The sequence below is a fragment of the Ruegeria sp. CDSA089 genome (genome assembly GCF_059612205.1).
On sequence record NZ_JBXWQD010000002.1, the window covers coordinates 314,822 to 328,697 of the forward strand.

11 protein-coding genes are annotated in these 13,876 nt (G+C 59.5%); 6 read left to right on the forward strand and 5 right to left on the reverse strand.

The window, feature by feature from the left end; translation table 11 throughout:
- Nucleotides 1-102 precede the first annotated feature (102 nt).
- The 5 genes from AC2FJ6_RS07190 to AC2FJ6_RS07210 all read left to right on the forward strand — a co-directional run bounded on the left by AC2FJ6_RS07190 (nucleotide 103) and on the right by AC2FJ6_RS07210 (nucleotide 7,084).
- On the forward strand, nucleotides 103-1,674 hold the full coding sequence (locus tag AC2FJ6_RS07190; protein WP_170769245.1) for a Re/Si-specific NAD(P)(+) transhydrogenase subunit alpha: 1,572 nt from the start codon (nucleotides 103-105) through the stop codon (nucleotides 1,672-1,674).
- Between the two features lie 13 nt (nucleotides 1,675-1,687).
- Entirely contained in the window at nucleotides 1,688-3,139 is a 1,452-nt protein-coding gene (locus AC2FJ6_RS07195; protein WP_170769246.1) for an NAD(P)(+) transhydrogenase (Re/Si-specific) subunit beta, read from the forward strand.
- A 283-nt stretch (nucleotides 3,140-3,422) separates the two neighbouring features.
- Nucleotides 3,423-4,700 (forward strand): DUF3422 family protein, encoded by a 1,278-nt coding sequence (locus tag AC2FJ6_RS07200; protein WP_170769247.1) that lies wholly within the window; start codon nucleotides 3,423-3,425, stop codon nucleotides 4,698-4,700.
- A gap of 68 nt (nucleotides 4,701-4,768) precedes the next feature.
- Nucleotides 4,769-5,905: an MFS transporter gene (locus AC2FJ6_RS07205; RefSeq protein WP_331252067.1), complete on the forward strand. Its 1,137-nt coding sequence runs from the start codon at nucleotides 4,769-4,771 to the stop codon at nucleotides 5,903-5,905.
- A gap of 15 nt (nucleotides 5,906-5,920) precedes the next feature.
- A complete protein-coding gene (locus AC2FJ6_RS07210) occupies nucleotides 5,921-7,084 on the forward strand; it encodes a M20 aminoacylase family protein (RefSeq protein ID WP_170769248.1) in 1,164 nt (387 codons plus the stop codon).
- Between the two features lie 46 nt (nucleotides 7,085-7,130).
- On the opposite strand, the gene AC2FJ6_RS07215 is transcribed toward AC2FJ6_RS07210, so the two are convergent.
- Together AC2FJ6_RS07215 and moaA are read right to left on the reverse strand one after the other, a co-directional pair.
- Nucleotides 7,131-8,453, reverse strand: a complete 1,323-nt coding sequence (locus AC2FJ6_RS07215; protein ID WP_170769249.1) for a 3-deoxy-D-manno-octulosonic acid transferase — start codon at nucleotides 8,451-8,453, stop codon at nucleotides 7,131-7,133.
- A gap of 1 nt (nucleotide 8,454) precedes the next feature.
- A complete protein-coding gene (gene moaA / locus AC2FJ6_RS07220; protein WP_170769250.1) occupies nucleotides 8,455-9,462 on the reverse strand; it encodes a GTP 3',8-cyclase MoaA in 1,008 nt (335 codons plus the stop codon).
- A 90-nt stretch (nucleotides 9,463-9,552) separates the two neighbouring features.
- On the opposite strand from moaA, the gene AC2FJ6_RS07225 reads away from it, so the two are divergent.
- Nucleotides 9,553-9,975 carry a hypothetical protein gene (locus tag AC2FJ6_RS07225; RefSeq protein ID WP_170769251.1) on the forward strand — a complete coding sequence of 141 codons (423 nt, stop codon included), beginning with the start codon at nucleotides 9,553-9,555 and terminating at the stop codon, nucleotides 9,973-9,975.
- Here the strand turns inward: AC2FJ6_RS07225 and AC2FJ6_RS07230 are convergent.
- Genes AC2FJ6_RS07230 through glmU form a run of 3 tightly spaced genes read right to left on the reverse strand, consistent with a single transcriptional unit; the run spans nucleotide 9,963 to nucleotide 13,828 of the window.
- Nucleotides 9,963-10,652: a DNA alkylation repair protein gene (locus AC2FJ6_RS07230; protein WP_170769830.1), complete on the reverse strand. Its 690-nt coding sequence runs from the start codon at nucleotides 10,650-10,652 to the stop codon at nucleotides 9,963-9,965. The two genes, AC2FJ6_RS07225 and AC2FJ6_RS07230, sit on opposite strands and share 13 nt — an antisense overlap.
- Complete coding sequence (gene glmS, locus AC2FJ6_RS07235) at nucleotides 10,652-12,472, reverse strand: glutamine--fructose-6-phosphate transaminase (isomerizing) (RefSeq protein ID WP_170769252.1); 1,821 nt, start codon at nucleotides 12,470-12,472, stop codon at nucleotides 10,652-10,654. Before glmS ends, AC2FJ6_RS07230 begins: the two co-directional genes overlap by 1 nt.
- Nucleotides 12,473-12,475: 3 nt before the next feature.
- Nucleotides 12,476-13,828 carry a bifunctional UDP-N-acetylglucosamine diphosphorylase/glucosamine-1-phosphate N-acetyltransferase GlmU gene (glmU, locus tag AC2FJ6_RS07240; RefSeq protein ID WP_170769253.1) on the reverse strand — a complete coding sequence of 451 codons (1,353 nt, stop codon included), beginning with the start codon at nucleotides 13,826-13,828 and terminating at the stop codon, nucleotides 12,476-12,478.
- Between the last annotated feature and the right edge of the window lie 48 nt (nucleotides 13,829-13,876).

The window sequence follows — 13,876 nt, forward strand, 5'->3', positions numbered from 1 at the left end:
ATGCTGCGCTTGCGAAATAATATTGCGCAGGATAGATCAATGTTTGATGAACCATACCGACCACCCGCTCGGGTCTGAGTGAAAATTAGGGGGATACAGCCGGTGAAGATAGGTACACCAAAGGAAATACTGGACGGTGAAAACCGGGTCGCCATGACTCCGGATTCTGCCGTGCAGTTGCAGAAACTGGGCTATGACTGCGCGATTGAGACCGGGGCGGGTGCCGCTGCCGGGTTCTCGGACGCGGTCTATGAGGCCGCAGGCGTTGAGATCGTCAAGACCGCAGCTGCGTTGTGGAAAGGGGTCGATATCGTCGCTAAGGTCCGCCAGCCCACTGAAACCGAGCTGAAGCGCCTGACCAAAGGCAAAACGCTGATTTCGTTCTTCAACCCTGCGGGCAACGAAGACGGGATGGAGCTGGCCAAATCCAAAGGCGCGAACGTGATCGCCATGGAAATGGTGCCGCGTATTTCCCGCGCGCAAAAGATGGACGCGCTGTCCTCGATGGCGAACATCGCGGGCTACCGTGCCGTGATTGAGGCGGGTAACAACTTCGGTCGTTTCTTCACCGGTCAGGTGACGGCTGCGGGTAAAGTACCTCCTGCGAAAGTTCTGATCGTGGGCGCTGGTGTGGCCGGTCTGGCCGCGATCGGTACGTCCACGTCGCTGGGCGCAATCACCTATGCGTTCGACGTGCGCCCCGAAGTGGCCGAACAGGTCGAGAGCATGGGGGCTGAGTTCGTTTATCTGGACTTTGAAGAGCAGCAGCAGGATGGCGCGGCCACCGGCGGGTATGCCTCTGTCCAGTCCGAGGAATTCCGCAACGCGCAGCTGGCCAAGTTCCGTGAACTTGCCCCCGAGATGGACATCGTGATCACCACCGCGCTGATCCCGAACCGCGAGGCTCCTGAGCTTTGGACCAAGGATATGGTCGAAAGCATGAAACCGGGCTCGGTCATCGTCGATCTCGCGGCGGAAAAGGGTGGTAACTGCAAGCTGACTGTCGCGGATGAGAAGATCGTGACCGACAATGGCGTGACCATCATCGGCTATACCGACTTCCCCAGTCGGATGGCGGCGCAGTCCTCGTCTCTGTACGCCACCAACATCCGTCACATGATGGCTGACCTGACGCCTGAAAAGGACGGTCAAATCAACCACGACATGGAAGATGACGTGATCCGCGGCTCGACCGTGACCTTTGAGGGTGAGATCACCTTCCCACCGCCGCCGCCGAAAGTGCAGGCCATCGCAGCGCAGAAGAAGCCTGAGGTCAAGGAACTGACCCCGGAAGAGAAAAAGGCGCAGGAGATTGCGGCATTCAAGGCGCAGACCAAGCAGCAGTTCACCCTGCTGGGTGTGGGCGGCGCGCTGATGCTGTTGGTGGGTCTGGTCGCTCCGGCCAGCTTCATGCAGCACTTCATCGTGTTCGTGCTGGCCGTGTTCGTGGGCTTCCAGGTGATCTGGGGTGTGGCGCACAGCCTACACACCCCGCTGATGGCGATCACCAACGCGATCTCGTCGATCATCATTGTTGGGGCGCTTATGCAGATCGGATCGGGCTCGTTCCTGGTGATCCTGCTGGCGGCGCTGTCGGTCTTTATGGCCGGGATCAACATCTTCGGCGGCTTTCTTGTCACCCGGCGCATGCTCGCCATGTTCCAGAAATCTTAAGGAGGCCGGGTAGATGATTGGCTTCACCACTGCCGCTTATGTTGTTGCGGCTGTTCTGTTCATCCTGTCTCTGGGCGGGTTGTCGAACCAGGAAAGCGCCAAGCGCGCCGTCTGGTATGGCATTGTTGGTATGGCGCTGGCGGTGTTCGCCACGCTTGTGGGTCCCGGTTCGGGCCTGTGGCTGCTGTCGCTGCTGCTGATTGCAGGCGGCGGTCTGATTGGCTCTTACGTCGCCAAGCGCGTGCAGATGACCGAGATGCCGCAGCTTGTGGCCGCGATGCACAGCCTCGTGGGTCTGGCGGCTGTGTTTGTGGGCTTCAACGCGCATTTTGAGATCGGCAACGTCGCGCAGGTCATGGCGATTGCGGATGCGGCGAACCAAGCGGACCTGTCGGATCTGGGCGCCTTTGCCAAGCTGATTGCCAAGAAGACAGCTGCGGAACTGACCATCCTGCACGTGGAACTGTTCCTGGGCATCTTCATCGGTGCGATCACCTTTACCGGTTCTGTCGTGGCATATGGCAAGCTGGCGGGCAAAGTGACTTCGGCCGCTACCAAGCTGCCCGGCGGTCATGCGCTGAACGCGGCTGCGGCAGGTCTCTCGCTGATCTGCCTGATCTGGTACACCGCCTCGGGTGGTCTGTTCCCGCTGATCCTGATGACACTAGCGGCGCTTTTCATCGGCTATCACCTGATCATGGGTATCGGTGGCGCGGACATGCCGGTGGTTGTATCGATGCTGAACTCGTATTCGGGTTGGGCCGCAGCGGCCATTGGCTTCAGCCTCGGCAACGACCTGCTGATCGTGGTTGGTGCGCTGGTTGGCTCGTCCGGTGCGATCCTCTCCTACATCATGTGTAAGGCGATGAACCGTCACTTTGTCAGCGTGATCCTGGGCGGCTTTGGCGGCACCTCGGGCCCGCAGATGGAAGTTGAGGGCGAGCAGGTGGCCATCGACGCCGATGGCGTTTCCGCAGCTCTGAACGACGCTGACAGCGTGATCATCATTCCTGGCTACGGTATGGCGGTTGCGCAGGCACAGCAGTCTGTTTCCGAACTGGTCCGCAAGCTGCGCGCCAAGGGCAAAGAGGTGCGCTTCGCGATCCACCCCGTTGCCGGCCGTCTGCCGGGTCATATGAACGTGCTGCTGGCTGAAGCCAAAGTGCCGTATGACATCGTGCTGGAGATGGACGAGATCAACGAGGACTTCCCGGAAACGGATGTTGCCATCGTGATCGGGTCGAACGACATCGTGAACCCTGCGGCGCAGGAAGATCCCAACAGCCCCATCGCCGGGATGCCGGTTCTGGAATGCTGGAAGGCCAAGCAGGTGTTTGTGTCCAAGCGCGGTCAGGGTACCGGCTATTCGGGCATCGAAAACCCGCTTTTCTTCAAAGAGAACACCCGCATGTTCTATGGCGACGCCAAGCAGTCGCTGGACAAGCTGCTGCCGATGATCGACTGAGCATCCGGTTCAGAGAAATTGCAAAGGGCGCCTACCGGCGCCCTTTTCTTTTTTTGATGTTGGGGGGCTTTGCCCCCAAAGCCCCCCAGGATATTTTTTGGCCAGATGAAGCATGCGGGGTTTGCTTTTTTGGTGTTTGAGGCTGCTAGGTTTCAGGTTGGCAGTTATTTCAACAAGATAGCAGGAATGTATGCGAAGGTATTCTTGTAACTATAAGAAATAAAAAGAGAATTGATGAGAGGCCTGAACATCGTATAGTGCGACGGTGACTTCGGAGCCCGTTATGACCCCCATAGATGATCATCCTTTGCGCTATGCTCTGGCCAATGAATTGCATGCGCGCCCTTTTCCGGTGGCGTCCTCTCCTTGCACGGTAGTGTTTCTGGCGATCAAAAAATCCGAAGCAGCGGTGGCGCGGGATCGGGATGAAGATATCGCGCATCTGATCAATCTGCTGGACCGCCATGGCGCACAGCATCCGCAGCCTGACGCCACGCATTATGCCGGACAGATCGGGCGCCATTGGTTGAAATGGGAGCAACATACGGAATTTGTCACTTACACAGCGATTACGCAAAATGTCAGTGATCGTGCCTTCAATCCAGCCGATTTCGAGGTGTTCCCCCCCGATTGGTTGATGGCCAGCCCCGGTCAGCGTGTGACCTCGGCCATGATCCGTGTGGTGCCTCGGGAAGGAGATGATGTGGTGCAGTCTGCGCTGGTGGATTGGTTTGAACCTGAAAGCTTGGCTGTGGCGCGGGTGCTGGACGATTCGGCCATATGCGCCAGTGACTTTCGCATCGACCCGGCTGGACACATGCGCTTTGCGCTGTTTGTCGACGAACAGACAGGGCGGCGCAGGACCGGGCGGATTATTCAACGCCTGTGCGAGATCGAAACCTACAAGGCCATGTCCATGTTAGGCTTTGCAAGGGTGAAGCAGCTGACGCCACGGATCAGTGAGTTGGACGCACAGCTGACCCGGTTGATGGGGCAGATGACTGACAATTCGGCGCACCCCGATGAGCTATTGCCAGATTTGTTGTCGACTTCGATCGAACTGGAGACACTGTCTGCCCGCTGTTCGTTCCGCTTCGGGGCCACGGGGGCATATGAAGCGATTGTCAATCAGCGGATCGAAGTGTTGCGCGAAGAACGGTTCGCGGGGCGGCAGAGTTTCGCGGACTTCATGATGCGCCGCTATGATCCGGCCATTCGGACTGTGAAATCCACCGAACGTCGGTTGCAAGCCTTGTCCGACCGGGCGATCCGCGCCGGAGAGTTGCTGCGAACGCGGGTGGATGTGGAGCGCAGCGCACAAAACCAGGCGTTGCTGGAGAGTATGGATCGCCGGTCCGATCTGGCGCTGCGGTTGCAGCATACGGTCGAAGGGCTGTCGGTGGTTGCGATCAGTTATTATGCAGTCTCGCTAGTCAGTTATTTGCTGTACCCCTTGACCAAGGCTGGGATCAGCAAAGGTATGCTGACCGCTATTGTTACGCTGCCGGTCGTGTTTTTGGTCTGGTACGGGATTCGTCAGATACGCAAGCGGTTGGAATAATCCGCATTTGCTAATCCAGGGAGCGTCTATAGAACGGAAACAGGCAGGGACGTGCGAAGGATTAGAGCGTGATCGGAATATTGGCCGCATGGCGGGCCGTGGCGGCCATGTTCATCTTAAATGGTGCGCTTTTCGGTATCTGGGCCTCGCGCATTCCGGCGGTCCGCGACCGGCTGGATTTGACGCATGAGGCCTTGGGATATGGTCTGCTGTTTATGGCGGCAGGTGCGGTGTGTTCTTTTCCGGTCACGGGGCGTTTGACCGACAGGTTTGGTGCTGTTGCGATTACGCGGATCATTGCCGTCCTCTATACGTTTTCCCTGATCCTGCTGGCCTTTGCGGGCGGGTTCTGGGCGCTGGCGGCGTTTCTGTTTGTATTCGGGGCCTTTCATGGCTCGATGGATGTGGCGATGAACGCCTGGGCGGCCGAGGTCGAGCAGGCCTATGACAAGCCAGTTATGTCCTCGTTTCACGCGATGTGGAGCCTTGGGGCAGGGCTGGGCGCGCTCAGCGGTTATGGCGCTGTGCAGTTGGGTTTGTCTGTCTTACAGCACTTCTTGCTGGCGGGCGGTGTTGTGGTCGCGCTGGCGTTGGCTTTTTCCTGGGTGCGATGGTCGTCGCGGCGGGTTGAGACGTCAGGTGGGGCGGTTTTCGCGTTGCCATCGGGGGCCTTGGTACTGGTGGGGTTCATCGCATTGTGCGGCGCTTTGGGCGAGGGCGCGGTCGCAGATTGGAGCGCGATTTTCCTGCGTGATGTCACCGGAGCAGCAGAAAGCGTCGCTGCGTTGGGATATGCGGTGTTCTCCGTTACGATGGTGGCGTTCCGGCTGGCAGGCGGGTTTGTCATCGCTCGGTTTGGCGCGGTGCCTACGGCACGGTTCGGTGGGGTTTGTGCGGCTTTGGGCGTGATCGGGGTTGTTGCGGCCAACGCGCCGGGACCAGCGCTGGCTGGGTTTGCGTTGATGGGTGTCGGCTATGCGGTGATTATGCCGCTTGCGTTCAGCCGGGCTGCCAATGATGCGACGATCCCGCCGGGGCAAGCCATCGCCAGCGTGGCGACGCTGGGCTATGGCGGGTTGTTGATCGGGCCTCCGCTTATTGGGTTTTTGGCCGAAATGCTTACATTGCGTTTGGCGTTCATGGCGCTGTTGCCGCTGGCCGTATTCATTGTGCTGCTATCTGGTGCATTGAAGACCGACAGATAGATTTGGGAGAGAGACATGCCGATCAAGAACCGCTTTGCGGAGTTGCAGACTGAAATTACGGAATGGCGGCGTGACATTCACGAACATCCTGAAATTCTGTTTGAAACGCACCGGACCAGCGCTCTGGTCGCGGAAAAGTTGAAGGCGTTTGGGTGTGATGAGGTGGTGACGGGCATTGGCCGAACCGGAGTTGTTGGGGTGATCAAAGGCAAGGCTGACACCAGCGGCAAGGTCATAGGGTTGCGGGCGGATATGGATGCGCTGCCGATCCTTGAGGCGACAGGACTGGACTATGCCTCGAAAACTGGAGGGGCGATGCATGCGTGTGGCCATGACGGGCATACGGCAATGTTGCTGGGTGCGGCCAAATACCTGTCCGAGACGCGGAACTTCGATGGCACTGTTGTGGTGATCTTTCAACCGGCCGAAGAAGGCGGTGGCGGCGGCCGCGAGATGTGTGAAGACGGGATGATGGACCGATGGGGTATTCAAGAGGTCTATGGAATGCACAACTGGCCGGGTCATCCCGTTGGCAGTTTCGCCATCCGGCCCGGTGCGTTTTTCGCGGCCACCGATCAGTTTGATATCGTGTTTGAAGGCAAGGGCGGTCACGCGGCCAAGCCACATGAGACGGTGGATACGACAGTGATGGCCGCACAGGCTGTGTTGGCCTTGCAGACCATCGCCGCGCGGAATGCCGACCCGGTGGATCAGGTGGTGGTGTCAGTCACTTCGTTCGAGACCTCTTCCACTGCGTTCAACGTGATCCCTCAGACGGTCAAGATGCGCGGCACTGTGCGGACTATGAGCACCGCCATGCGCGACTTGGCCGAGAAGCGAATTGGCGAAATCTGCAACGGTGTTGCTGCGACCTTTGGCGGGCGCGTCGATGTCACCTATTACCGGGGCTATCCCGTGATGGTGAACAGCGAGGCGCAAACCGAGTTTGCAGCTGATGTGGCGCGGTCGGTGTCCGGTGCATGCGAAGAGGCACCTTTGGTCATGGGGGGTGAAGATTTTGCGTTTATGCTGGAGGAGCGGCCGGGCGCGTATATTTTGGTGGGCAACGGCGACACGGCAGCGGTGCATCACCCAGAGTATAATTTCAACGATGAAGCGATACCGGCCGGGTGTAGCTGGTGGGCTGAGATTGTTGAACAGAGGATGCCGGCGGCTTGAACGTGCGGGCCGGTGGGGGCTCTGCCCCCACGCCCCCGGGATATTTTTAGCCAGATGAAGTGGGATCCTGACGTTTCAGGTTAAGCTGGGCGCAAAGTGTTTCGACGATGTCGTCCAGTGCGTTTTTTTGAGAGTTTACGCAGGTTTTCGCAGCTTCGCGGGCTGCGTTCAGTTTGGTTGGATCAGACAGCCATTTGGTGACTGCCTTCGTTAGCTCTGGTGTTGTTCGGACCTCGGTTGCGCCACCTGTTTCGATCAGGGGGGCGAAGGTCTCGGCGAAGTTGAAATAGCCGGGGCCGGTGATCACGGCTGCGCCTGCTTGGGCAGGTTCGAACGGATTGTGGCCGCCGATTTCCTTAAGGGACCCGCCGAGGAACACGATCGGGCAGAGCGCATACCAGGTGCCGGTTTCGCCCAGCGTGTCGGCGACATAGATTTGTGTATCCTGCGCAATGGGTCGCGACGCAGAGCGGAAGGCTGCCGTTAGGTGAGACTGTTCGATCAGCGCGGCAACGTCGCCTCGACGCTCGGGGTGGCGTGGAATCAAGAGGAGCAGCAGGTCGGGCCATTGTTTCAGCAGTTCGGCATGGGCCGAAAGTACGGTTTCCTCTTCTCCGGCGTGGGTTGAGCTGGCGATCCAGATGGGGCGGTCGCTGATTTGGGTTTGAATCTCCTCAAGTGTGGTGCGGTCCACCGGTAGCGGGTCGGACATCGCTTTGAGGTTCGTGCCCGGTTTCACGCGGGTTTCTGGGGCACCCATGGCAATCAGGTTGCGGGCGGTTTTGTCGTTTTGGGTCAGGAAAAGGGTGAATTGGTCCAGAAGGAAACGCGCTGTTTGGGGCCGTTTTTTCCACCCCTCAACAGAGCGATCTGAAAGTCGTGCATTCAGCAGTGCCAGAGGTATGTCGCGATTGTGGGTTTCGGTGATAAGCCGCGGCCAGATTTCGCTTTCGACAAAGATGGCAGCATCGGGTCGCCAGTGGTTCAGAAAGCGCCGGACAGGGCCAGCTGCGTCCAAGGGCGGGTATTGATGGCGCGTCCGGGGCGGCATCCGCTTTTCGATGAGCGCCGCCGATGTGGGTGTTCCTGAGGTGATCAGGAAGCTGGCATCTGGCAGCCTTTCGCCCAGACGTTTGATCAGAGTGATGACCGACAGAGTCTCGCCCACACTGGCGGCGTGAAACCAGATGAGTTGGTCTTTGGGGCGCGGTTGGCTGGCGTGACCCAGTCGCTCATGTTGGCGCAGGGTTGGGACTTCTGCCGCCAGAAGTTTCTTGCGCACCGCGCGCCATACGAAAGGGACCGCCACAGCAGTCAGGCCGCAATACAAATGGTAAAGCAGCGTCGGTCGGCCAGAAGGGGCGGCCATGTCAGCCGCCTGTGTGGCTCATGTGGCGGCTCATTTTGCCATCCACCGACTGGCGGGAATAGTCGAAATCATGCCCCTTGGGCTTGAGGTCGATTGCGGCTCGGATCGCCTCTTCCAGCGGTTGCTCGGTGTCGGGATGGTCGCGCAGCGCACCGCGCAGGTCTGCCATATCCTCTTGCCCGAGGCACATATACAGCTCACCGGTGCAGGTCAGGCGCACGCGATTGCAGCTTTCGCAGAAATTGTGCGACAGTGGCGTGATGAAGCCGATCTTTTGGCCTGTCTCTTCCAGACGGACATAGCGCGCGGGTCCACCGGTGCGTTCGGCCAGGTCGGACACTGTGTAGTGGTTTTCGTATTCCTTGCGCACATCTTTCAGTGACCAGTATTGGTCCAACCGGTCTTCGTTGCCGATATCCCCCATGGGCATCACCTCGATCCAGGTCAGGTCCATGTCGCGTTCGGCACACCATTTTGTGATCGTGGGGAGCTCTTCTTCGTTGAAGCCTTTCAACGCAACCGCATTGATTTTGATCCGCAACCCGGCCTTTTGCGCCGCATCAATTCCGTTCAGAACTTGCTTGAGACGTCCCCAGCGGGTGATCTGAGCGAATTTGTCCTCGTCCAGCGTATCCAGCGAGATATTCACCCGCCGTACGCCAGCGGCGTAGAGGTCATCGGCAAAGCGATGCAGCTGCGATCCATTGGTGGTCAGCGTCAGCTCTTTCAGCGCGCCGCTGTCCAGATGTCGGGTCATGGCGTTGAAAAACGTCATAATATTTCGGCGTACCAGTGGCTCACCCCCGGTGATGCGCAGCTTTTCGACGCCCATGTTCACAAAGGTCGAACACATGCGGTCCAGCTCTTCCAGCGTCAGCAGGTCCTTTTTGGGCAGGAACTTCATGTCCTCGGACATGCAGTAGACACAGCGGAAATCGCAGCGGTCCGTGACGGAGACGCGGAGATAGGTGATGGCGCGGGCAAACGGGTCGATAAGTGGAGCAGTCATGCGACATAGGTAAAGCGCCACCCGCGCTGCGACAAGGGCGAACTGTGCTTTGCGCTGGTACAGATGCGCGCACGGCAGTAGGGTTTGGGCATGAGATATGCGCTTTTGCTATGCTGTATTCTGGTCGCGGGGTGCGATGCAGTCCGATCGACCACGGATCGAGTGTTCAACCGGGGTGAACCGGCTGCCGCGCCCGAGCCCGAAGAGGCTGTGGTTGAAGAGGTTGCCGAACCCGAACCGTCCCCAGCAACCGCTGCCGGTTGGATCGGGGCCAAGACCACGATTGCCAGCTTGGGCGATCCGACGACACCGGGGCGCTGGATGCAGACACCTCTGGTCGAGACGGAATTTACCGGGCGGGTGCTTGTACCACGTACTGGCGCGCAGGCTTATATCACGCTGGTTCCCGCACCGGGGCCCGAAGGCGGGGGGAGCCGCCTGTCGCTGGACGCGATGCGAGAGCTGTTGTTGCCCTTTGATGAACTGGTCGAGCTAGAAGTCTACTCCAACTGATCTTTCAGGTACTTGCCTGCTTCGCGGCGGGCAAAGGGTTTCATCGCCAGGCCATGCGTTTGCAAAAAGGCGATGACGCGCGGTGCGTCGTGCTTGGACAATTCGCGCAGCCACCACGCGATAGATTTCTGGATGAACCAATCACGGTCAGGTACATAGCCCGCAGCCCAGCCCAGGATCCGATCCCGGTGTTTCAGGTCGTCTGGTTTGGGATGGTTCTGTTTGGTCCAAGGCAGGGTAGCGACCAAAGCCGCGCGACGGGTCCACATGTGCTCGGATGTCGTCCAGCGTTCGACCTGATCCAACCGCGCAGGATCGGCGGACAGGCGTTTCTGCATTGCCATACAGGCGTGGTCGGCAACGGCCCAGGCGTCGAAATCGGGCAGCCAGCTTTGCAGCAGATCCCATGCCGCTTCATCTGGCCGGATGCGTGCCTGCGTCAGTAGCTTGGCAGCGGCGATGCGGGCTTCGTGAATATTCGTCTGCCAAAGCGCATCTGCCAGAGCGACGCGATCCGGCACATCCAGCTCTTGCCGCCAGCTTTTGGTCAGATCATTCAGAACCGGATTGGGCACGCCCAGATAGGGACGGTCCACCTTGTGATAGGCGGCGGCCTGCTGCGCGCGCTCAGTGTCCTCAAACGTGTTGATCTGGTCCAGATATGCGGCGGCTTGCATCATTCGACGGTGACGGATTTCGCCAGATTGCGCGGCTGGTCCACATCCGTCCCCTTTGCCACGGCTGTGTGATAGGCCAGCAGTTGTGCCGGAACCGAATAGAGGATGGGCGCAAGGCTCGGGTGGATGTGCGGCATGCGAATGGTGCTTTGAACCCCGTCCTTGGCCTCGGCGATGCCGTCGTCGTCGGAAACGAGGATCACCTTGCCTTTGCGTGCCATGACCTCTTGCATGTTCGACACCGTCTTGTCGAAAACCGCATCGCGCGGGGCCATTACCACCACGGGCATATGCTTGTCGATCAAGGCGATGGGCCCATGTTTCAGCTCACCCGATGCGTAACCTTCGGCGTGTATATAGCTGATTTCTTTTAGTTTAAGCGCGCCTTCCATTGCCAATGGGAACATGAGGCCGCGACCCAGAAACAGAACGTCGCGCGCCTCGGACAGACGTTGGGCAGCGGCGCGAATGGCATCGTTTTGCTCCAGCGCGATGTTCAGCACTGATGGCAGGCCACGCAAGGCGGCGGCGTGATCAGCCAGTTGCTTGGGCGTCAGAGTGCCGCGATCTGCGGCCGCTTTCAGCGCCAGCATCAGCAGCACGCTGAGCTGACAGGTGAAGGCTTTGGTCGATGCCACGCCGATCTCGACCCCCGCATGGATGGGCAGCGCGATGTCGCTTTCCCGCGCGATTGAACTTTCGGGAACATTGACCACCGAGACGATCTTGTCGGCTTTGCCCTCGCAATAGCGCAGCGCGGCCAGCGTGTCGGCTGTCTCGCCCGACTGGCTGACGAACAAGGCTGCTGTGCGACCGGGAATGGGCGGTTCGCGATAACGGAACTCGCTGGCGATATCGACCTCGACGGGGATCTTGGCCAGTTGCTCGAACCAGTATTTCGCGGTCAGACAGGCGTAGAAAGCGGTGCCGCAGGCGACCATGGTCAGACGGTCCAGCTTGGTGAAGTCCAGATCGCCGGGCAGGGTGATCTCGTCCCCGCCCGTGCGCAGATAGGACCGGATCGCCTCGGCCACGACAACGGGCTGTTCGGCGATTTCCTTGGCCATGAAATGCTTATGGCCGCCCTTGTCGGCGCGGGACTGGTCGATCTTGATCTGGCGGACTTCCCGATTGACCAACTCACCGGTTTCGTTGCGGATCTCCAGCGAGGTGCGGGTCAGCACGGCGCGGTCACCCTCTTCAAGATAGGTGATGCGGTCGGTGAGCGGGGCCAGTGCGATGGCATCTGAGCCTACGTACATCTCGCCATCCCCGTGACCGACGGCCAGCGGAGAGCCCTTGCGCGCCGCCACGATCAAATCGTCCTGACCGTCGAAAAGGAACGCTAGCGCAAAAGCACCCTCAAGCCGGTCGATGGTTTTGAATGCGGCGTCAACCGGTGAGAGGCCAGACTTTAGGTAATGCTCAGCCATCAGAGCCACGGTTTCGGTGTCGGTTTCGGTTACGAAACCCACTCCATGCTCGGCCAGCTCAGCCCGTAGCTCGCGGTAGTTCTCGACGATCCCGTTATGCACCACGGCCACGGGGCCCGCCTGATGCGGGTGCGCATTGGTCACCGAGGGCACGCCGTGTGTGGCCCAGCGGGTATGGCCGATACCCGATTTACCGGGCAGGGGGTCATGTACCAGCAAATCGCTGAGGTTCACCAGCTTGCCTACGGCCCGTCTGCGTCCTAACGCTCCGTTGTTCACGGTCGCAATCCCGGCGCTGTCATAGCCGCGATATTCAAGACGCTTCAGCGCCTCGACCAGAATGGGGGCAACCTCGTGTTCGCCCAAAACGCCTACGATACCACACATGGGTCAGGCTCCTTTATCGCGGCGAGCCTTTTTCGCCTTGAGCATTTCAAAAAGTTTGCGCGCATAGCCGGGTTTGTTGTCCTGCTTGGCCCGTGCTACGGCCAGAGCGTCGGGCTCGACGTCGCGCGTGACCACCGTGCCGGTCGCCGTCATCGCGCCGTCACCCACGGTCACGGGGGCAACCAGCATGGTGTTTGATCCGATGAACACATTCTCACCAATCGTGGTCTTGTGCTTCATCACCCCGTCATAGTTGCAGGTGATCGTACCCGCTCCGATATTTGTTGCCGCACCAACAGAGGCATCCCCGATATAGCTGAGGTGGTTAACCTTAGCCCCTTCGGCGACCTCGGCATTCTTGATTTCGACGAAATTCCCGATGCGCGTGTTCTCGGCCAGTTCAGTGCCGGGGCGCAGGCGGGCATAGGGCCCGACGATAGCTCCGCGGCTGACATGGCAGCCTTCCAGATGCGAAAACGCCCGGATCGTCGCGCCACTTTCGACGGTGACACCGGGGCCAAAGACCACGTTGGGCTCGATCACCGTGTCCCGTCCGATGATCGTATCAGCGGCCAAGTAGACGGTTTCCGGAGCCATCAAGGTTACGCCCAGATCCAGCAGGTCTGCGCGGGCGCGAGCCTGGAATACCGCATCAGCAGCGGCCAGATCAGCGCGCGAGTTGACGCCTAGCGTCTGCGCCTCGTCACAGGCAACGGCGGTGACTTTCAGATCACGGCTGCGGGCGATCTCGACCACGTCGGTCAGGTAGTATTCCTCGGACGCGTTGTCATTGCCCACCGCATCGATCAACGAGAACAAGGTTTGCGCGTCACAAGCCAAAAGTCCAGAATTGCAGAAGCTTAACGCGCGTTCCTCATCCGAGGCATCCTTGTATTCAACGATCCGCTCCAGCGTATCGCCCTGCATGACCAGACGGCCATAGCGAGCGGGATCGGCGGCCTCGAACCCCAAAATAACCAGATCATTCTGGGTGCGCGCCTCGATCATCCGTTCCAGCGTTTCGGGTTGTAGAAACGGAGTGTCACCGTACAAAACGACCACGTCGCCCTCGAACCCTTCCAGCGCGGCGCGGGCTTGGGCGACGGCATGAGCGGTGCCCAACTGCTCGTCCTGCACGGCGATCTGCGCGGCCTCATCCTCGGCTGTGGCGACCTTGGCAACGGCCTCGGACCCATGGCCGGTGACGATCACGGTGCGTTCGGGCGACAGCACGGCCCCGGCACGCATGGCGTGGACCAGCATCGGGGTTTGCGCGATGGGATGCAGAACTTTGGGGATATCCGAATTCATCCGGGTGCCTTTTCCGGCGGCAAGGATGACAAGGGCGGTGCTCATGAATTCGTTTTCTCTTTGTGTTTTGTTGGCGACCGTTTTATCCGCTGG

What these genes read in the sequence shown, in the direction of transcription:
- AC2FJ6_RS07195 (WP_170769246.1), top strand. Translation starts at nt 1,688, where the DNA reads ATGATTGGCTTCACCACTGCCGCTTATGTTGTTGCGGCTGTTCTGTTC.
- AC2FJ6_RS07200 (WP_170769247.1), top strand. Translation starts at nt 3,423, where the DNA reads ATGACCCCCATAGATGATCATCCTTTGCGCTATGCTCTGGCCAATGAA.
- AC2FJ6_RS07210 (WP_170769248.1), top strand. Translation starts at nt 5,921, where the DNA reads ATGCCGATCAAGAACCGCTTTGCGGAGTTGCAGACTGAAATTACGGAA.
- AC2FJ6_RS07215 (WP_170769249.1), bottom strand. Translation starts at nt 8,453, where the DNA reads ATGGCCGCCCCTTCTGGCCGACCGACGCTGCTTTACCATTTGTATTGC.
- moaA (WP_170769250.1), bottom strand. Translation starts at nt 9,462, where the DNA reads ATGACTGCTCCACTTATCGACCCGTTTGCCCGCGCCATCACCTATCTC.
- AC2FJ6_RS07225 (WP_170769251.1), top strand. Translation starts at nt 9,553, where the DNA reads ATGAGATATGCGCTTTTGCTATGCTGTATTCTGGTCGCGGGGTGCGAT.
- AC2FJ6_RS07230 (WP_170769830.1), bottom strand. Translation starts at nt 10,652, where the DNA reads ATGCAAGCCGCCGCATATCTGGACCAGATCAACACGTTTGAGGACACT.
- glmS (WP_170769252.1), bottom strand. Translation starts at nt 12,472, where the DNA reads ATGTGTGGTATCGTAGGCGTTTTGGGCGAACACGAGGTTGCCCCCATT.
- glmU (WP_170769253.1), bottom strand. Translation starts at nt 13,828, where the DNA reads ATGAGCACCGCCCTTGTCATCCTTGCCGCCGGAAAAGGCACCCGGATG.